The organism is Polaribacter gangjinensis (genome assembly GCF_038024125.1).
In the GTDB taxonomy this organism is placed as follows: Bacteria; Bacteroidota; Bacteroidia; order Flavobacteriales; family Flavobacteriaceae; genus Polaribacter; species Polaribacter gangjinensis.
In genome coordinates this window covers 1,722,383-1,743,840 of sequence record NZ_CP150662.1, presented here as the reverse complement: position 1 = coordinate 1,743,840, position 21,458 = coordinate 1,722,383, and the positions used below count along the sequence as shown (strand labels likewise).

At 31.0% G+C, this 21,458-nt stretch carries 14 protein-coding genes; 10 read left to right on the top strand and 4 right to left on the bottom strand.

All coding sequences use genetic code 11. The features are described 5' to 3' along the window. Window positions 1-54: 54 nt before the first annotated feature. The 6 genes from ileS (at window position 55) to WHA43_RS07735 (ending at window position 9,257) form a co-directional block, all read left to right on the top strand. Window positions 55-3,462, top strand: a complete 3,408-nt coding sequence (ileS, locus tag WHA43_RS07760; RefSeq protein WP_105046505.1) for an isoleucine--tRNA ligase — start codon at window positions 55-57, stop codon at window positions 3,460-3,462. A gap of 4 nt (window positions 3,463-3,466) precedes the next feature. After that, window positions 3,467-3,844: a TraR/DksA family transcriptional regulator gene (locus WHA43_RS07755; RefSeq protein ID WP_105047338.1), complete on the top strand. Its 378-nt coding sequence runs from the start codon at window positions 3,467-3,469 to the stop codon at window positions 3,842-3,844. 52 nt (window positions 3,845-3,896) lie between these two features. Then, on the top strand, window positions 3,897-4,544 hold the full coding sequence (locus tag WHA43_RS07750) for a hypothetical protein (protein ID WP_146104910.1): 648 nt from the start codon (window positions 3,897-3,899) through the stop codon (window positions 4,542-4,544). A 42-nt stretch (window positions 4,545-4,586) separates the two neighbouring features. Further along, window positions 4,587-5,186, top strand: a complete 600-nt coding sequence (locus WHA43_RS07745) for a lipoprotein signal peptidase (protein WP_105046503.1) — start codon at window positions 4,587-4,589, stop codon at window positions 5,184-5,186. A gap of 76 nt (window positions 5,187-5,262) precedes the next feature. Next, complete coding sequence (gene uvrC / locus WHA43_RS07740; RefSeq protein ID WP_105047337.1) at window positions 5,263-7,062, top strand: excinuclease ABC subunit UvrC; 1,800 nt, start codon at window positions 5,263-5,265, stop codon at window positions 7,060-7,062. Next, window positions 7,059-9,257 carry a patatin-like phospholipase family protein gene (locus WHA43_RS07735; protein ID WP_105046502.1) on the top strand — a complete coding sequence of 733 codons (2,199 nt, stop codon included), beginning with the start codon at window positions 7,059-7,061 and terminating at the stop codon, window positions 9,255-9,257. The genes uvrC and WHA43_RS07735 overlap by 4 nt, the downstream gene beginning before the upstream one ends. A gap of 7 nt (window positions 9,258-9,264) precedes the next feature. On the opposite strand, the gene WHA43_RS07730 is transcribed toward WHA43_RS07735, so the two are convergent. After that, complete coding sequence (locus WHA43_RS07730) at window positions 9,265-11,520, bottom strand: inorganic phosphate transporter (protein ID WP_105046501.1); 2,256 nt, start codon at window positions 11,518-11,520, stop codon at window positions 9,265-9,267. 261 nt (window positions 11,521-11,781) lie between these two features. Here WHA43_RS07730 and WHA43_RS07725 point away from each other — a divergent pair, with 261 nt between their 5' ends. Then, a complete protein-coding gene (locus WHA43_RS07725; protein ID WP_105046500.1) occupies window positions 11,782-14,490 on the top strand; it encodes a TonB-dependent receptor in 2,709 nt (902 codons plus the stop codon). Window positions 14,491-14,598: 108 nt separating this feature from the next. After that, window positions 14,599-15,759 (top strand): hypothetical protein, encoded by a 1,161-nt coding sequence (locus WHA43_RS07720; RefSeq protein ID WP_105046499.1) that lies wholly within the window; start codon window positions 14,599-14,601, stop codon window positions 15,757-15,759. A 67-nt stretch (window positions 15,760-15,826) separates the two neighbouring features. Here WHA43_RS07720 and WHA43_RS07715 read toward each other — a convergent pair whose 3' ends face one another. Next, the gene (locus tag WHA43_RS07715) at window positions 15,827-16,267 is read right to left on the bottom strand and encodes a cation transporter (protein ID WP_105046498.1); all 441 of its coding nucleotides are present in this window, start codon (window positions 16,265-16,267) and stop codon (window positions 15,827-15,829) included. Window positions 16,268-16,361: 94 nt separating this feature from the next. Here WHA43_RS07715 and WHA43_RS07710 point away from each other — a divergent pair, with 94 nt between their 5' ends. After that, entirely contained in the window at window positions 16,362-17,234 is an 873-nt protein-coding gene (locus tag WHA43_RS07710) for a DMT family transporter (RefSeq protein WP_105046497.1), read from the top strand. 74 nt (window positions 17,235-17,308) lie between these two features. Here the strand turns inward: WHA43_RS07710 and WHA43_RS07705 are convergent, their stop codons facing one another. Continuing rightward, the gene (locus WHA43_RS07705; RefSeq protein WP_105046496.1) at window positions 17,309-19,357 is read right to left on the bottom strand and encodes a M16 family metallopeptidase; all 2,049 of its coding nucleotides are present in this window, start codon (window positions 19,355-19,357) and stop codon (window positions 17,309-17,311) included. A gap of 21 nt (window positions 19,358-19,378) precedes the next feature. After that, complete coding sequence (locus WHA43_RS07700; protein WP_105047336.1) at window positions 19,379-20,692, bottom strand: M16 family metallopeptidase; 1,314 nt, start codon at window positions 20,690-20,692, stop codon at window positions 19,379-19,381. Window positions 20,693-20,958: 266 nt separating this feature from the next. On the opposite strand from WHA43_RS07700, the gene rplU reads away from it, so the two are divergent. After that, window positions 20,959-21,447, top strand: a complete 489-nt coding sequence (gene rplU, locus WHA43_RS07695; protein ID WP_105046495.1) for a 50S ribosomal protein L21 — start codon at window positions 20,959-20,961, stop codon at window positions 21,445-21,447. Window positions 21,448-21,458: the final 11 nt, after the last annotated feature.

Below are 21,458 nucleotides of genomic sequence, written 5' to 3'. Positions count from 1 at the left end.
CTTTCATTTTATAGAATTTCCTTAATTTCGCAACCTTAAAAGAAAAGAGATATCATGAGCGCGAAATTTCCTGAATATAAAGCACTTGACTTGCCAAAAGTTGCAGAAGAAATTCTGGAGTATTGGAACAAACATTCTATTTTTGAAAAAAGTATTTCTACCAGAGAAGGCAACACGCCTTTTGTGTTTTTTGAAGGACCACCATCTGCAAATGGTTTGCCTGGAGTTCACCACGTTTTAGCAAGAGCCATCAAAGATATTTTTCCAAGATACAAAACCATGAAAGGTTTTCAAGTAAAAAGAAAAGCTGGATGGGACACGCATGGATTGCCAATAGAATTAGGCGTTGAGAAAGAATTAGGCATTACAAAAGAAGATATTGGCAAAACAATTTCAGTAGAAGATTACAACGCAGCTTGTAGAAAAGCGGTAATGCGTTATACCGATATTTGGAACGATTTAACTCAAAAAATGGGTTATTGGGTTGATATGGAACATCCATATGTTACCTATGAACCAAAATATATGGAGTCTGTTTGGTGGTTGTTAAAACAGATTTACACTAAAAAATTATTATATAAAGGATACACCATTCAGCCTTATTCACCAAAAGCAGGAACTGGTTTAAGTTCGCACGAGCTCAATCAACCAGGAACCTATCAAGATGTAACTGACACCACTGTTGTTGCACAATTCAAAGCAATCAATGAAACATTGCCCGGTTTTTTACAAAATGAAGGCACTATTTATTTTTTAGCTTGGACAACAACTCCTTGGACATTGCCTTCAAACACAGCTTTGACTGTAGGTCCAAAAATTGAATATGTTTTAGTGGAAACATTCAATCAATATACTTTTGAACCTATAAAAGTTATATTGGCTAAAAACCTAGTTTCAAAACAATTTGCAGGAAAAAATAACATTCAAGTAGCAACTTCTGATGCGCTAAAAACGTACAATTCTGGAGATAAAGTAATTCCATTTTTTATCGTAAAAGAATTTGTTGGAAAAGACTTAGTAGGTATTAAATACGAACAATTACTTGATTATGTTTTGCCAAATGACAATCCAGAAAATGCTTTTAGAGTTATTTCGGGTGATTTTGTAACCACAGAAGATGGAACAGGAATTGTACATACAGCTCCAACTTTTGGTGCAGATGATGCTTTTGTTGCCAAACAAGCAGTTCCAGAAGTTCCGCCAATGTTGGTGAAAGACGAAAATGGTAATTTGGTTCCTTTGGTTGATTTGCAAGGAAAATTCAGACCAGAAGTGACTGATTTTGCTGGGAAATATGTCAAAAATGAATATTACAGTGAAGGCGAAGCTCCTGAAAAATCTGTAGATGTTGAAATTGCCATCAAACTAAAAATTGAAAACAAAGCATTTAAAGTAGAAAAATACAAGCATAGTTATCCAAATTGTTGGCGAACAGACAAACCAATTTTATATTATCCATTAGATTCTTGGTTTATAAAAGTTACGGATGTCAAAGACAAAATGCACGATTTAAACAAAACCATCAATTGGAAACCTGAATCAACAGGAACAGGTCGTTTTGGAAATTGGTTGGCAAATGCCAATGATTGGAACTTATCGCGTTCACGTTACTGGGGAATTCCGTTGCCAATTTGGCGAACTGACGATGGCAAAGAAGAAATTTGTATTGGTTCTGTTGAAGAACTAAAAAATGAAATGACTAAAGCTGTAAAAGCAGGTTTTTTAGCAAAAGACATTTTTGAAGATTTTGAAATCGGAAACAACGCTGATGAAAATTATGCAAAGATAGATTTGCACAAAAATATTGTCGATAAAATTATCTTAGTTTCATCATCAGGAAAACCTATGAAACGCGAAAGTGATTTGATTGATGTTTGGTTTGATTCTGGTGCAATGCCTTACGCACAATGGCATTATCCTTTTGAAAACAAAGATTTGATTGATGAAAACAAATCATTTCCGGCCGATTTTATTGCAGAAGGTGTAGACCAAACTCGTGGTTGGTTTTATACATTACACGCCATTGCAACCATGGTTTTTGACTCTGTTGCGTATAAAAATGTAGTATCAAATGGCTTGGTTTTAGATAAAAACGGGCAAAAAATGTCTAAACGTCTAGGAAATGCAATAGATCCATTTTCCACTTTAGCAGATTTTGGTGCAGATGCTACACGTTGGTATATGATTGCAAATGCAAATCCTTGGGACAATTTAAAATTTGATTTAGAAGGCATTGAAGAAGTAAAACGTAAGTTTTTTGGTACATTATACAACACGTATTCGTTCTTTGCATTGTATACAAATATTGATGGATTTACTTACAAAGAGGATGAAATTCCATTAGAAAATCGTCCAGAATTAGACAGATGGATTTTATCAGAATTGCACACGTTGATTCAGAATGTAGATAAATTTTATGCTGATTATGAACCAACAAGAGCAGCAAGAGCTATTTCCGATTTTACGCAAGAATATCTAAGCAATTGGTATGTGCGTTTAAGCAGAAGACGTTTTTGGAAAGGCGATTATCAAACAGATAAAATTTCTGCTTACCAAACATTGTACACTTGTATGATTACCATTGCAAAATTAGGAGCGCCAATTGCGCCATTTTTCATGGATAAATTGTATCAAGATTTGAATTCTGTTACCAAAAAGGAAGGTTCTGAAAGTGTTCATTTGGCCGATTTTCCAATTTTTGATGCTGCTTTTGTTGATAAAAGTTTAGAAGAAAAGATGGAAAGTGCACAAAAAATATCATCCTTAGTACTTTCATTACGCGCTAAAGAAAAGATAAAAGTGCGTCAACCATTGCAAAAAATCATGATTCCGGTTGATAGTTTTCAACAAAAGGAAGCCATTTTAGCAGTATCAAATTTGATAAAACATGAAGTAAATATCAAAGAAATTGAAATTCTTGAAGATGCTTCAGACATGTTGATCAAGCAAATAAAACTCAATTTTAAAACCTTAGGACCAAAATTTGGAAAAGATATGCGCTTGATAGCGAACGCAGTACAAAATTTCACGAAAGAAGATATTAACAATATCGAAAAATTGGGAACTATTTCTATCAATATTGATGGAAAAAATATAAATTTAGGTCTTGAAGATGTAGAAATTTCATCCAAAGATATTGAAGGTTGGTTGGTTGCAAACGAAGGTTCATTTACAGTTGCGTTAGATGTTACAATTACGGAAGATTTACGCAAAGAAGGCGTTGCTAGAGAATTGGTAAATAGAATTCAAAATGCGCGAAAAGACTCAGGTTTAGAAGTAACAGACAAAATAAAATTAACCGTTTTAAATTTTGAAAACTTGCAAAATGCAATTTCAGAAAATAAAACCTACATTATGAGTGAAACATTGACAAAAGAGTTGGTTTTTGTTGATGAATTAAAAGAAGGAATTGTCATTGAATTTGATAATATTAAGAGTAAAATAGTAATTGAAAAAATGTAAGAAAATGTCAGACGTAAAACTAAAATATTCAGAAGAGGACTTAAAAGAGTTCAGACAAATTATTGAAAAAAAGATAAAAAGAGCTCAAGAGGATTTAGATATCTTAAAAAGTGCCTATAAAAACGACGCAGATAATGGTACAGATGATACTTCACCATCTTTCAAATCTTTTGATGAAGGTTCAGATGTAATGAACAAAGAAGCAAATGTACAGTTGGCAATTAGACAAGAAAAATTCATTAGAGATTTAAAAAATGCGTTGCAAAGAATAGAAAATGGAACGTATGGTGTTTGTAGAGTTACTGGAAAACTGATTCAAAAAGAGCGTTTAAAATTAGTGCCTCATGCTACTTTAAGTATCGAAGCTAAAAGACGTCAATAATTTTAGTTTCCCCAAATAATTGTAAAAGCTTCTCTTAAAAGAAGCTTTTTTTATGATGAAAAAACAACTTTTATTACTTTTTATGATGATTTCATTCACTTTTTTCAGTCAGAAAAAAGTGGAAAAAGACATGGAAACTTCCCTAAAAGAAATTGAGATTTCTACAGTTGGTTTAGATGATTTTGTGATTGAAAACTCAAACTCGAAATTTGTGGAAGTAATCTTGTTTGCTGAAAATATGCACGAACAAGAAATCATCATTAGTGAAGAAAATGATAAAGTTGCTATCAAATTTCAATTGGATAGTTTGATTATTGAAGAGGCTGTTTTTCGAAAATTCATCACCAAAAGATTGCAAAGAGCGTATGCCATTGTTAAAATCCCAAAAGGGAAAAACTTAACTATTTACGGAGAAAATCATAGTATTGAATCTAAAAATTTTTGGGGAGATTTAACCATTTACATTGAAAAAGGGATTGTAAAACTCAATACAATTCAATCAAATACTATTGTTAAAATGTATGCAGGAACTATTTTTGCAACTGCGAAAAACAAAAACATCAACCTACATTCTAATATTGGAAATATTACTGTTGATGAGGTTTTATATCAAAAAGATTTTAAAAAAATCGTTTCTGAGTCAAGCAAATCACTTTCAATAAACACCATAAAAGGGATAATTTTTGTAAGCACCCAATAAACCCAATATTATTGTTATTTTTGCAATCAAATTAAAAAAAGCATGTCAAAAAAGAACCTAGCAATTGCGACAATTTTAATCGCTCTTATTCTTGATCAAATTATAAAAATTTACATCAAAACCAATTTCATTTTAGGAGAAGAAGTGTTAGTTTTTGATTGGTTTCGCATTCATTTTACAGAAAATAATGGAATGGCCATGGGCTTTGAATTTGGTGGTGAAACTGGTAAACTTTTTTTAACCTTATTTCGTTTGGTAGCTGTTTGTGGAATTGTATATTGGCTATATTCTACCATAAAATCTAAAGTTCACAACGCTGTAATCATAGCAATTTCATTGATATTTTCTGGAGCTGTTGGCAACATCATTGATTCTGTTTTTTATGGAGTTATTTTTGATGATTCTACAAATAAAGTTGCCACACTTTTTGCTGATGAACCGTATGGAAAAATCTTTCATGGAAAAGTAGTTGATATGTTTTATTTTCCTATTTGGTCTGGAAATTTGCCTAATTGGTTTCCATTTGTAGGAGGTGAACCTTATACATTTTTTCAATATATTTTCAATCCTGCAGACGCATTTATCACTATTGGAGTAGCCATTCTTTTTATTTTTAGTAAACAAGCGTTTCCAAAAGACTAAAATATTTCTTGATAAAATTCTAAAAAATTGATAAAAAATCATCAATTTTACTCTCAAAATTTTATCAAAAGTGAGCATTTCTGAATCTATTGAACTTCAACTCAAAACATTGCCAAATGCTCCTGGCGTGTATCAATATTTTGATAAAGACAATAAAATTATTTATGTTGGTAAAGCCAAAGATTTAAAAAAAAGAGTGGCTTCTTATTTTACGAAAACCCATGAGAATGGCAAAACAAGGGTTTTAGTAAAGAAAATTGTGCACATCAAACACATTGTTGTAAACACAGAAACTGATGCGCTTTTGTTGGAAAATAATCTCATCAAAAAGCACAAACCACGCTACAACGTTTTGCTGAAAGATGATAAGAGTTATCCTTGGATTTGCATCAAAAAAGAACGATTTCCAAGAGTTTTTATGACGCGAAATGTCATTAAAGATGGCTCAGAATATTTTGGACCTTACACGTCTGTAAAAACGGTAAAAGTTTTGTTGGATTTAATCAAAGATTTGTATCCATTACGAACGTGTAGTTTCGATTTGAGTGCAAAAAACATCTCTGAAGGCAAATACAAAGTTTGCTTAGAATATCATTTAAAAAATTGCAAAGGCGCCTGTGAAGGCTTGGAAACAGAAGCAAGTTACAACGAATCAATCAAAGAAATTCGAAATATCATCAAAGGAAATTTCAAGGAAAGTTTAGAGAAATTTCAGCAAGTTATGTTGGATTTTGCTACAAAAATGGAGTTTGAAGAAGCGCAAAAAATCAAGGATAAATTAACGTTATTAAGTAATTACCAAGCAAAAAGTACGATTGTAAATCCGTCTATTAATAATGTAGATGTTTTTTCAATTATTTCTGATGAAACTCATGGATATGCTAATTTTTTAAAGATTTCAAATGGTGCAATTATTCAATCTCACACTACAGAAATCAAGAAAAAATTAGACGAAACTGACCAAGAATTGTTAGAACTTTTTATCATTGAGATAAGGCAACGTTTCAATTCGCAATCACCTGAAATTTATGTTCCTTTTGAAGTTGATTTGGGCGAAAACATCAAAGTTACCATTCCAAAATTAGGAGATAAAAAACGCATTGTAGAACTTTCTGAGCGCAATGCAAAATATTACAGACAAGAGCAATTCAAGCAAATCAAAATTGTTGATCCTGAAAGGCATGTAAATAGAATTATGGCGCAAATGAAAAAAGATTTGCGTTTGTCAGAAGAACCAAAACACATAGAATGTTTTGATAATTCTAATATTCAGGGTACAAATCCTGTAGCTGCTTGTGTGGTTTTTAAAGACGGAAAACCAAGTAAAAAAGATTACAGACATTTCAATATAAAAACCGTTGAAGGTCCAGATGATTTTGCATCCATGGAAGAAGTCGTTTATAGACGTTACAGCAGATTGCTTGCAGAAAATGAATCTTTGCCACAATTAATTGTCATTGATGGCGGAAAAGGACAACTTTCTTCCGCCTTAAAAAGTTTAGATTTGTTAGGTTTGCGCGGAAAAATTGCCATTATTGGCATTGCAAAACGCTTAGAAGAAATTTATTATCCTGGTGATTCTATCCCAATGTATTTGGATAAAAAATCGGAAACATTGAAAATTATTCAATATTTACGGAATGAAGCACACAGATTTGGCATCACTTTTCACAGAAACAAACGTAGTAAAAGTGCTATTCAATCAGAATTAGAACAAATTCCTGATATTGGAACACAAACAATTACAACTTTATTACGTACATTTAAGTCGGCAAAACGAGTCAAAGAAGCTTCTTTTGAAGAAATTCAGGAAGCAATTGGAAAAGTAAGAGCCGAAAAAGTGTACCAGTATTATCATCCAAAAAAAACTATGTGAAATTACCCTTTTTTTACCTCTTTATAATCATTCCTTATTTTTTGTTTGGACAGCAAAACCAACCAAAAGTAGGATTAGTTTTGAGTGGAGGAGGAGCAAAAGGATTTGCGCATATTGCTGTTTTAAAAGAAATTGACAAAGCAGGAGTTCAAATAGATTATATTGCCGGTACAAGTATGGGCGCAATCATCGGCGGTTTGTACGCATCAGGATATTCTGCAAATCAGATTGAGAAAATTATTTTAGAAACCGATTTTGAAACCTTGTTAAGAGACATTCTACCCAGAAATGCAGCTAGTTTTTTTGAAAAAGAATTTGAAGAAAAAACAAGCATTACTTTACCTGTAACTAAAGGGAAAATTGGTTTGCCAAGAGCTATTTCTAAAGGGCAAAATGTAACAAATTTATTACTTGAATTGTTTGATGCTTCTGAAGAAATTACTGATTTTTCGAAACTTCCAATACCGTTTTTTTGTATTGCAACTGATGTTGAAACAGGTGGAGAAGTAGTGATTGAAAAAGGTTCTTTGCCTATGGCTTTGCGCGCAAGCGGATCATTCCCAACCTTATTAAATCCTGTTGTTTTAGATGGAAAATTATTGGTTGATGGTGGCGTTGCTAATAATTTCCCTATTGATTTAATGAAAGCAAAAGGAATGGATATCGTAATTGGAGTTGATGTTGAAGGTCGTTTGTTCGAAAAAGAAAAACTGACTTCTGCCATAGCAATATTAAATCAAATTGTGAGCTATCAAATGTATAGCAAAAGTGAAAAGCAAAAAGAAAATGTCGATATTTATGTTCATCCAGATATTTTCGATTTTAATGTGGTAGATTTTGATAAAAAATTAGAAATTTTAGAAAAAGGAAGAATTGAAGCTGAAAAATTTCAAACAGTTTTTCAAGAAATTGCTAAAACTCAATTGATTAAAAAAGAAAAAAAGACCATTGAAATTAAATATGTAAAAAAAGTAATTTCAAAAATTGATATTCAAGGAAGTAAAAATTACACCAGAGCTTATATGCTTGGAAAATTGAATATTAAAGAAGGTGACAGCCTTACTAGACAAGACATTTCAGGTAAAATTCAGTTATTACACGCTACCAAAAATTACGACAGAATTACCTATTCTTTACACCAAAAACAAGACAAAACTTATGTGTTAGAATTTGTTGTAAAAGAATCAAATGAAAAAGCAAGTGTTAGTTTAGGAGCGCATTATGATTTTTTATATAAATCAGGTTTTCTCATCAATTTAAAACAAAAGCATCTTTTAATTAATAACGATTTACTGTCTTTAGATTTGATTGTTGGAGATAATTTGCGCTACAATTTGAATTATTTTGTCGATAACGGATTTTACACGAGTTATGGTTTTCGTTCAAGATACGATCATTTTAGAGCGAATTCTAAATATAATCCAATTGTAAGACAATTTCCAAACATCAATTCAATTGATTTAAATTATACAGATATTACCAATCAAATTTTTATTCAAACCACTTTTGGGCGAAAATTTGCTTTAGGTTTAGGTGCTGAACACAAATTTATAAGTGTTAGTACAGAAACAATTAGCAACAATAACAATGATTTGGTTATTGACAGAAGCAACTATTTTAATTCTTTTGCGTATTTAAAATTAGATACTTACGATCAAAAATACTTTGTTACCAAAGGATATTTTGCTGATTTTAATTTGAAATGGTTTATGGCTTCATCTGATTTTAATGAAGATTTTAAACAATTTGCACAAGCAAAAGGAACGCTTGGTTTTGCTACCACTTTTGGCGAGCGTTTTACATTCCAATTAAATAATGAGGCTGGTTTTACATTCAATAGCCCAACTTCTCAGGTTTTTGATTTTTATTTGGGAGGATACAATCAAAATTATATCAACACATTTGTCACGATGTATGGCTATGATTTTGCAGAATTGTCAAATAAATCTTTTATAAAATCAGAATTTACTTTTCGATACCGATTTTTTGAAAATCATTATGCATCAATCATTGCCAATTATGCACGTTTAGATAGTAATGTATTTAAAGACATTAACGTTTTTAAAAATGTATTTTCAGGCTATGCAGTTGGATATAGTTACGATAGTTTTCTAGGTCCAATTGAGCTAAAATACAGTTGGTCACCAGATACAAATCAACGTTATTGGTTGTTTAATCTAGGTTTTTGGTTTTAACAAAAAACTATTTTTTAATTTTTTTAGCACTTAAATGAAACTCTTCATAAGTTTCTAAAAGACTCATCAACGCTTTAATTAAATCTTTTGTTTCTAATAAAATACTGAAATACAAGGTAGTGTTTTTCGGACTTGTTTCATCAGTTCTAATTCTGGCAACTTGTTTTTCAACAGAAGCAGAAACATCTAACAACAATTGATTTTTCTCTTTGATGATTTCGTGTAAATTATCAAAATCTCTCTTTTTAAAAACTGTACTTACTTTCCCTAAAATGGAAGTCAATTGATTGTTGATTTCTTTTAAATCTTTTATCTGACCTCTTTTTAAGTTTTTATGATTGTTATTCACATGCTTAAAACTAGCTCTAGAAATATAGCTTATGGATTGAGCAGCATCTTGCAAATAACCTAAAACCATGATATAAAACTTACTTGCTTGTACCGAAGTTTCATCTAAAGATTTGATAAAATAGAACACATTATCTTTCAATTCATCAATTTCATCATTCAATTTTGAGACAAACTTATCTGTTTTTTTCAGTTTTTTCAAATCGTGATTCGCTAAATCGTCCACTACATTTGTGTATAATTTATTAACTCTGATAGCAACTTCCGAAATGTGATCTGAACTTTCTTCAATAACACCATTAATTGTGATTAATTCAGAACGTTCAATATAAGTTCTACGTTGAATTTCTTTTGATTTTTTTCTATGGGCAATGGTATTTTTTGCTAATAAAATGATTACAATTATCAATAAAACCGGAATAAATGCAATATTTAATTGAATAAAATAAGCAACAATAGATGCTGCCACAAAAGCAATTAAAGCTGTTAAAAACCAACCACCAATAACGTTTAATACTCCTGCAACTCTATACACTGCGCTTTCACGACCCCAAGCTCTATCAGCCAAAGAAGATCCCATTGCCACCATAAAAGTTACGTATGTTGTAGAAAGTGGTAATTTCATTGAGGTTGCAATTGAAATCAAAGCACTTGCCATCACCAAATTTACAGCAGCTCTTACCAAGTCAAATGCTGGCATTTCGTATGTTTTGTCTTTTGGTAATTTTATAACCGGTTTTTCAAATTTAGAATTGATATATTCTTGCGTTTTTAAAGGAATCACATAGTTAATTCCGCTATTGATATACATTGAAAAACGAACTACAACTCTTGATAAATTATTGGGTTGAAATTTTTCATGACCTTCTCCTTGTCTTGATAAATTAACACCTGTTTCAATAACTGATTTTGCTTTTGATGATGTCCACAATGTAATCACCATTATAGTACCTGCTAATAACAAAAACCATAAGTTTGATGGAACTTCTTCAGCCAAACTACTCATGTAAAAAACATCAGGAGAAACTCCTGAAACTTGCCAAGCTTCGTATGAATTTAAAGCTGCAATTGGAACACCAATGAAGTTTACCAAATCATTTCCTGAAAAGGCCATTGCCAATGAAAATGTTCCTACTCCAATAATTAAAACAAGGATATTTTTTTTAAGAACAGAAACAAAAAAGTAAGAAAAAAGTGTCCAGAAAATAAAATTTCCAAGTATTATTACTTTATTATTTTCAGATAAAAATCCTTTTATAGTACTATAAAATTCAGTGCCTTGTAAACCCTTTATTACAATAAAATAAGTAATAGCGGTGATGGCAATTCCGCCAAATAATGAGTGAATATATGCAGGTCTGGTTTCAAAATTAAACGTGTAAATTAATCTAGAAAAATATTGAACAATCGCACCAACAGTAAATGCAACTACTACAGAAAGTAAAATTCCAACAATAATTTCAGTCGCAGTTTCATAGTTAATGTAATTCCAAATTGCACTTAAATTTTCACTTTCACTTTTAGTAATTTTTATAATCGCAATTACAAAAGCAGCTCCCAACAATTCAAAAATTACAGAAACTGTTGTAGAAGTTGGCATACCTAAAGAGTTAAAAACATCTAATAAAAGAATGTCTGTAATCATTACTGCCATAAATATCATCATCACATCCTGAAAAACAAACATATCAGGATTAAAAATTCCTTTACGAGCAACCTCCATCATTCCACTTGAAGTTACTGCGCCTACAAAAACACCAATACTTGCAATAATCATAATGGTTTTTACAGGAATTGCTTTTGAACCAATAGCAGAATTTAAAAAATTTACAGCATCATTACTCACACCAACCATTAAATCAACAATAGCCAAAACGCCTAAAGCAACAAGCATTAAAATATATGGATCACTCATTTTTAATTTTATTTAAAGCCACAAAGGTAATTACTCCTAAAATTCAGAATGTTATCTTAATGTTATCAAATTTAACACTTTTTTACGGATTTTAAAACATCATTTATTGCTATGATTCTAAAGGATTTCATTGAAAATGATACTATTTCAATCAAACGCTAGTAACATTCAGTTAACAATCTATTAATTGAACGATAATTTACAACTAACATACACTTTACAAAACAGGCAGACTTTTGCACAATAATTTAAACATATAAAATGAGAAATTTATTAATTTTATTATCACTTGTTTTTTGTCAATTTTTGAACGCACAAAGTAAAGGAACATTAACAGGTATTATAACTGATAAAGAAGCAAATAACGAGGTATTACCATTTGCAAATGTGCTAATAAAAGGAACAACAATTGGTGCTACAACTGATTTTGATGGAAGGTATACAATTCAAGTTCCAGCAGGAAATCACATTGTAGTTTTTAGTTTTTTAGGATACAAAACAGTCGAAAAACCATTTTCAATAAAAGCTGGGCAAACAGTTACCATCAATCAATTATTGTCTGCTGAAGAAGGCGTTTCGTTAGATGAGGTAAAAATTACCGCAAATACAAGTAAAGAAAAAGCAAGCGCTTTAATTTTAGAACAAAAAAAATCAGTTTCAATTAAAACTGCCATTGGTGCACAAGAATTGTCTATTAAAGGGGTTTCTGATGCTGAGGGTGCAGTTACAAAAACTGCTGGAGTTTCTAAAGGTTCTAAAAATGTCATAGTAAGAGGTTTGGGTGATAGATACAATTCTACAACATTAAATGGATTGCCTTTACCATCTGAAGATCCTGAGTATAAAAATATTTCTTTGGATTTTTTTGACGCAGGAATCATCAAAAATATTGGAGTAAATAAGGTATTTTCATCAGATATTTATGGTGATGTTGGTGGAGCAAATATTGATATTTCTTCCAAAGAATTAGACAAAAGAAGTCTTTTTAATTTCGGAGTTTCATTGGGTGCAAATACGCAAACAGTTTCTGAGGAGTTTTTAACTATTGATGGTAACAATGCTTTCGGAACACAAAAATTAGGCATTCCTGTAAATGATTTAACACAATATACTTTCGGAAATTCTTGGAAACCAAACAGTCAAAATTTTCAGTTAGACAATAGTTTTTCATTCTCTGCAGGAAAAAAATACGATATTAAAGATGATAGTTTTAGTTTTTTCTTGGTAGGAGGTTTTAACGGTAGTTACAATTTTATTGATGGAAACATCAAGCAAACTACAAGTGCTGGTGAAATTTTTCAAGATCAATCATTTTCAAAATATGAATACAATGTTTCGCAAATTTTAATGGCAAACCTAAATTATAAATTTAATGGAGGTCATTCTATTGCCTATAATCATTTATTTATCCACGATAACAAACAATCTATTGGCGATTATTTCGGGTTTAATAATCCTGAACAAGATGGTGATTTAGAGTTTCAAAGAAGACAACAAACCAATAATAACGAGTTGTATGTGAATCAATTAATCACTAATTATAAATTTTCAGATAGATTAAATTTCGAAGCAAAAGGGTCATTAAACTTCATTAGAGGAAATGAGCCAGATCGTAGAACAAATAAATATCTTTTTAGAGACGGTTTTTACAATCCACAAACCAATTCTGCTGGTGAAAACGAGCGTTATTTTTCTAAATTAGAAGAAAATGATTATGCAGCTAGAGGTAAGTTTGATTACAAATTGAAAAAGGATGAAGATGAAATTACCACTTTAGAATTTGGTGGTGACTACAGATATACTGAGCGTTTGTTTTCTGCAACAATTTTTAACCATGATTTTTCTACAAGAGTTCCTATTGATATCAATAATCCTGATGCAGTTTTCAATCAAAATTCTATTGATACTAATGTTTTTGAGTTAGAAACTGGTAGAGGAAGCGCAACAAGTCCAGTAGCATTTGTGCCTTTTACATACAGAGGAAAAAGACAAATATTTGGTGCTTTTGCAAATTTAGTATATCAATTGGGTGATAATTTAATTGCTTCTGTGGGTGGTAGATTCGAAAAAGCACAACAAAGAGTTACGTACAATACCAATATTGCTCAATCGTCAATTGATGGTGCATCAAATTTAGATAGAACCTATATTTTACCAAACTTTAATTTAAAATATAATTTTAACGAGAATAGTATTTTAAGAATTGCAGGAAGTCAATCGTATACATTTCCACAGTTTAAAGAAACTGCACCTTTTAAATATCAAGATGTAACTTTTTCATCTCAAGGTAATCCTGATTTAAAACCTTCTGACAATTATAATTTCGATGCAAAATATGAATATTATATGTCTTCATCAGAATTGATCTCTGTAACAGGTTTTTATAAATTTATTCAAAACCCAATCGCAAGAACTGAGATTCCTTCAGGAGGAAATACTCTTACCTATTTAAATGTTGGAAACGACGCAAGTGTGTATGGTTTTGAATTAGAAGCTAGAAAAAGTATTTATAAAGTAGAAGATAAAGATTTTGAAATTATTGGTGGTTTAAATTCATCAGTTTTGTTTTCGAACGTGAATTTAGACAAAGGTTCTATTGCACAATTTACTAGCGCAACTAGTCAATTAGAAGGAGCTACCCCATTTTTAATGAATGCGGATATTACTTTTAATAAAAAATACAATGACAATACGTTGATTTCATCTTTAGTATTTAATTATTTCAGTGAAAGAGTATATTCTATTGGAACAAGAGGTTTTGAAAACATTTTAGAAAAAGGAATTCCAACACTTGATTTGGTTTCATCGTATGAATTTAATAAAAACTACAGTATTAAATTAAAAGCTACAAACTTGTTAAATCCTGATTTTCAGTTATCAAGAGCTGGCTTTAATGGAGGAGATACTGTTGTGTTAAGTAATTTTAAAAGAGGTGTTAACTTAAGTTTAGGATTTTCGTATAATTTTTAAATAAAAGCATTTTTTATAACAATTCTTTAATGTTTACATAAAGACCAGAGAACGTTATAAACCCAACTTTGCAGCATAAATAAATTATTTAATAAACTAACAAATACAATGAAAAAAACAATTTTATCAATCGTAACAATCGCTTCATTAATCTTTACAGGATGTTCATTAAGTGATGATGATAACAATACAAATGTAGGTGGAGAAGTAACTGTACAAAACTTAGCAGGAAATTTAACATCTGATTTGACATTAAAATCAGGAGTTGCTCACAATTTAATTGGTGCATTACTAGTAAAAGAAGGTGCAACATTAACTATTGAAGCAGGTGTAACTATTAACGCTTTAGCTGGTGGTACAGATGTTTACATCTTAGTTGAAAAAGGTGGAAAAATAATTGCAAACGGAACTGCTGCAAATCCCATTAAATTTACATCAAGCGCTACAAGTCCAAAAGCTGGTGATTGGGGTGGTTTAATTATTAATGGAAAAGCACCATTAAGTCGTCAAAATGGTTCTGAAAGTAACGCAGCAACTGAAGTTAAAAATTCAATTTTATTTGGTGGTTCAGTAGCTAATGATAATTCAGGAATTTTGAATTATGTAATTTTAGAATATACTGGAGCAAGAATTGATGACGAAGCTGAGCACAATGGATTGACTTTAAATGGTGTTGGATCTGGCACAGTATTATCTAATATTGCTATTTTAAATGGTGATGATGACGGAATCGAATTTTTTGGAGGTACAGTAAATGCTTCAAACATTTTAGTTGTAAATGCAAAAGATGATATGTTCGATTTTACACAAGGTTATGTCGGTACTTGTACAAATTTATACGGTGTTAGAGAAGCAGGTTATGTAGCTGTAACTTCTGATCCAAGAGGAATTGAAGCTGATGGTAATCTTGATGGAAACTCTCCTTCTGATATCAATCAATCAGTATTTACAATCAATGGTGTTACAATTATTAACAATGCTGCAATTGAATTAACTGATGCTATAAAAATTAGAAGAGGTGCTACTGCAACAATTACGAATGCTTATGTAGCAGTTGGTGTTGGAGCTAGTTTTGCTGATTTTGTTGACTTGACAGATTCAAAAGGTGATGCTAATGGTGCTACAACAATTACAGTTGTTGGAAACACTGCAAATGGTTTAAACATTGCTGATAATAAAACAGTTACAGGAGCAACAATCAATGCAACTGCAGGAACAGCAGGAGGCGCAGACAAAACTGCTTTTGCCTGGACAGGATATAACTTTTAATAAAAAAGTTTAGAAACAAAAAAGCAGGCACTAAGCCTGCTTTTTTTGTTTTCAATAAGATTAAATCTTAACTTTTTTTGTCAGCACAACAAGCCATTTTGCAATCTTTTTTGCATTCCATTTTTGTGGCAGATTTGTTATCACATTCTTTTTCGCATTTTTCAGTACAAGAATGCGCTTCTTTTTTGTTGATAGAAGCTTTATACATATCCCCTCCTGCAATTCCGTTAACAAAAGCGATTAAGTCTTTTTCTGATGTTTTATTAGCATCAAATTCGATGGTTGCAATGCTATCTGCAAAAACAACTTTGGCATCTAAAACACCTTCTTTTTTTGATAATTTAGATTGAATGGTTTTTGCACAACCAATTTCGCAAGTCATTCCTGAAATGTTCAAAGCAACTTGTGCTTTTTCAACTGGCAAAGTAGCTTGTTTTTCTTTTTTTTTACAACCTGCAATTATCAAACAAATTACTGCAAGGTTCAAAATGATATTTTTTGTTCTCATAAGATTTTCTGATTAAAATATGTTACAAATTTATCAATTTTAAAAGAGTTTATCTTAGTATTTGTCGGAATTTTGCACTTGCAATATATTTATAATGAATCAACAACAACGAAAATGGTTATTTCTCATCATACTTTCATTAGTTTGGGGAAGTTCATACATTTTAATTAAAAAGGCTTTAGTAGGTTTTGAGCCTATAACTTTGAGTGCTTTACGAATCACAACTTCTGCTGTTTTACTATTAATTTTTGGGTTTTCTAGTTTAAAGAAAATTCAAAAACATCAGTGGAAATATATTTTTTACACCGCATTTTTAGGCACGTTTTTCCCTGTTTTTTTATTTTCATTTGCGGTTAAAGAGATTGATAGCTCAATTGCATCAATATTAAATTCGCTAACTCCATTTAACACCTTTTTTTTGGGAGTAGTTGTTTTTGGTTTTGGCTTTAAGAAAAAGCAATTTATAGGAATTTTATTGGGTTTGATTGGAACATCAATACTCATTTTAAAAGGAGCAACTATGAATCCGAATCAAAATTATTGGTTTGCTTTGTTGCCAATCATTGCCACATTTGGCTATGCAATAAATGTAAATATGGTTAAAAAACATTTGGCTGATTTAGATGCTTTGGCAATTATTACCGGGAATTTTTTGATGATGTTACCACCTGCAATTGTTGTGTTGTATTTTTCAGGATTTTTTAGCTCTTTTTCTGGTAATGAAATTCAAATTCAATCTATGATGTATGTGGTCATTTTAGCGCTTTTTGGTACAGGAATTGCCAAGGTTTTATATACAAAATTAGTGCAAATTTCAACCCCAGTTTTTGCATCATCAGTAACTTATTTAATGCCTTTAGTAGCTATTTTTTGGGGCTCTTTAGACGGAGAAAAATTGAGTTTTCTGCAATTATTAGCAGGATTGATTATTATGCTTGGTGTGTATTTAGTAAACAAAGCCAAATAAAATTAAAATAAAAAAGAGTCAAAACTTTATGTTTTGACTCTTTACTAAGACTCTTTTCCCTTTTTTAAAATAAACTATTTAAAGTCTGCTTCTGAAACCCCTTCGTTTATTTTGATTTCTTTGATTTCAAAATTCAAATCCATAGGACCCATTTTTTGTCCAATTGCAAATGGGAATTTAATTCCTTTTACTTCTTTGTAATCTCCAAATGTTGTTGGTACTTTTACTTCTTTTCCATCTGGAGTTTTTACTGTTTTTACTTCTTGTACTTTTAACCAAGTAGTCATATCATAAAAAACCTCGGTGTTATTGAATTTTAACACCATCATGTTTTTACCATCAACAGGTTCAATTCTGTCTAAAGTTCCTGCAGTGTAATTCAAATCACTAAAAATAGCATTTGCTGCCTTTGCATCTGCAATTTGTTCAGCTGGCATATCCATTTTTTGACCTCTGCCTTCCATAAATCCTTTTTCACCATCAAAAACAGTTTTTTGCATTACATTTCCCATTACAGAAATTTCTTGTAAAGTTTTATTAGGTGTTGCCATTTTTGATGTCATTACAATTGGAGTTCCTTGTACGGTTGCATTGGCAGTCATCATCATGGTTTTTACAGCCATTACTTTGTCTTTTCCGCCAATAGCAGCTAAGTATTTATCAACTACAGTTTGAGCAGTCATTCCATCAGGAATTGGCAACGTCATAGCTGGTTTTACTGTCGGATTTCCTTCTTTGTCAAAATAGTTGATAACGTAATCTGTTTTTTCTAAGTTTTTCAACACATCAATTCCCTTTCCTGTGATGATAATTCGAGCTTTATCTCCTTGAAAATATTTAATTGCTGCATTTTGAATGTCATCCAACGTAACTGCATTTATTTTTTCAAGATAGGTTTCATAAAAGTCTTTTGGTAAATTATATCTTGCCATGTTCAATGCAAAACTAGCTACAGTTGCAGGTTTTTGAACATCCATTACAAAGCCTCCAATATATTCTTCTTTTACATTTTTCAAATCTTCTTCAGACACTTTTTTGTATCTAATAGTGTTGATTTCTCTCATCAATTCTACAACTGAACTGTCAGTAACCATGTTTCTAACACTTGTTGAAGCTCTAAAAGTTCCTGCATATTTACTTTGTCTTACACTTGAATAAGCTCCGTAAGTATATCCTTTGTCTTCACGTAAATTTTGAAACAATCTAGCAGTTCCACCACCACCTAAAATTTGATTTGCCAATACTGCAGCAAAATAATCTTTGTCTCCTAATTGTAAGTTGATATTATTAATCACAGCAATTTCTGATTGTACTGCGTTTGGCATATCAATAAAATTGATTTCGGTAGTTGGTACATTTTTTGGAGTTGGTAATGTATAAGCAGGAATTGTCCCTGGTTGCCAATCTGCAAATAATGAATTGATGAGTTTTTTTACTTCTTTCGTGTCAAAATCTCCAACAATTACCAAATAAGCGTTGTTTGGTTTGTAAAAATCATTGTAATTTTTAACAACATCTTTTAAAGTGATATTATTTACAGTCTCTTTAGAAGTAAATTCTCCATAAGGATGATCTTTTCCATACGTCAATAAATCTTCTACACGTCTTGCAATGGAAGTTACGTTTTTCTCATTATTTTTAAGATTGTCTAAAATGATTTTTTGTTGTTTGTCAAATTCTTCTTGAGTAAAAGTTGAATTTTTAACGCCATCTGCCATCAATCCTAAAATTTCTGGGAAATATCTTTTTAAAGAAGATGCAAAAGCACCTGAACTAAAAAACGAAACGTTTGCTCCGTAATAATCTACTTTTTCATTAAAAGCATCTTTGGTGATATTTTTAGTTCCTCTACCAAGCAAACTTCCCATCATTGATGAAAGTCCTGCTTTTTCTCCTTCAAAATAAGGATCATTATCAATTGTTAAATTTGCAGAAACTCTTGGCAATTTATGGTTTTCTACCATGATAACTTTCAAACCATTTTTTAAGGCAAATGTTTCTGCTTTTCCTAATTTTATTTTTGGTGAAGGTCCTGGTTTAGGTTGTTTACTTCTGTCAATTTGAGCGTTTCCAGCAAAAGACAGGAATAGTAATGTGATTAAGGTTATAATTCTTGTTTTCATATGATATAATGTCTTTTGATGTTATTTTTTTTCTGGAAGATATTCTAAAATTAATCGTTGATTTGGATTTAAGTATTTTTTGGCTACTTCTCTAATTTCTTCTCTTGTAATAGATCTATAAATATCAATTTCTGTATTGATAAGGTTGGTATCACCATACAATACATGATAGGTTGCTAAAGAACTTGCAATTCCTTCAACACTTGAGTTCGAATTCACAAAGTTATTTTCAAACTGATTTTGAAGTTTTTCATAATCTTTTTCAGAAATTAAATCTGTTTGAATTTTCACAACTTCTTCATCAATTTCTTTTACCAATTCTTCCAATTTATTGTCACCTTGTGGCAAACCGTATAAAATATAAGTTCCGTAATCTTCTTGACTCAAATTAATTGCACCCACTTGCAATGCCATTTTTTTATCATCAACCAATTTTTTATACAAAACAGAACTTCTTCCTGTGCTTAAATACGAAGAAATCATATCTAAAACTCTAGAATCTCTGGTTTTCATTGACGGCGTTCTATAAGCAGTCATAATTGCTGGAATTTGAATATTTGGATCGTAAGCTGTTGCTTTGATAGGCTCAGTAATTGGATCTTCTTGTGGAAAATCTCTTTTAATTTCTTCGCCTCTTGGAATTGGACCAAAATAAGATTCAATCATTTTTTTTGCTTGATTGATATCAATATCACCAGCAACAACCAATGTTGCATTGTTTGGAACGTAATATTTTTTGTTGAAAGCTAAAAACTCATCCAAAGTTGCAGCATCTAAATGCTCCATTTTTCCAATAGTTGTTCCTTTGTAAGGATGTTTTTTAAACATATTTAGTTTTACATATTCTAAAAAACGAGAATATGGTTGATTGTCAACACGCAATCTTTTTTCTTCTTTTACAACTTCGTTTTGTGTATTTACACCATCTTGACCAATGATTGGGTGCAATAAACGTTCAGATTCCATCCACAATCCTAATTCAATTTTGTTTGATGGAAAAATTTCATAATAATATGTTCTATCATCAGTTGTATTGGCATTATTTCTTCCTCCGTTTGAAGAAACAATTTTAAACCATTCTCCTTTTTTGATGTTTTCTGTTCCTTCAAACAATAAATGTTCAAAAAAATGTGCCATTCCTGTTCTGTCTGGTTGTTCGTCTTTTGCACCAACGTGATACATTACTGATGTAACAACAACAGGAGCAGAATTGTCTTGATGTAAAATGACATGCATGCCATTATTTAATTTATATTCTTCAAAATCAACTTTTTGTGCTGTTGAAGAAATCGCTACTAAAAACACCGTAAAAAGTGTTACAATCCTTTTTTTCATTGATAGATATTTAGTTAATAAAAGTTTCAGTTTGATTTGACGCAAAGAAACAGCCAATGTTACAAGAAAATATTGCTGTTTATTGTTTTTTCAAAAATACTAAACATACTTTACAAATACGAATAGAATTAAAATTTTATTTGATTCAGTATCTGCAAATTAATTTTAAAAATCTGTTGATATAATTAAAAAAAGAACTATATTTGCACCCGCATTTTCACGAAGTAAATGCAAACAAATAAGTATTAATACGCAAAACAAATAGTATGTACGCAATCGTAGAGATAGCAGGGCAGCAGTTTAAAGTAGCAAAAGACCAAAAAGTTTACGTTCATCGTTTACAAGAAGAAGAAGGATCAAAAGTAACTTTTGATAATGTTCTTCTATTGGATAATAATGGATCTGTAACAATTGGCGCCCCAGCTATAGAAGGAGCTTCAGTAACAGCTCAGGTTTTAGGTCACTTAAAAGGTGATAAAGTAATCGTCTTTAAAAAGAAAAGAAGAAAAGGTTACAAAAAGAAAAACGGACACAGACAGTATTTAAGTGAGATTCAAATTGAGTCTATTGCTGCTACTGGTGAAACAAAATCAACAAAAACAGCATCAGCTCCAAAAGTTGAGGCGACTAAAACCGCTACTGTAGATTACAGTGCGATGACAGTTGCTGAATTGAGAGAGGTTGCAAAAGAGAAAGGTATTGAAGATTACAGTTCTTTGAAAAAAGCTGAGTTGATTGATGCGTTAACTAAATAAGAAACACAATT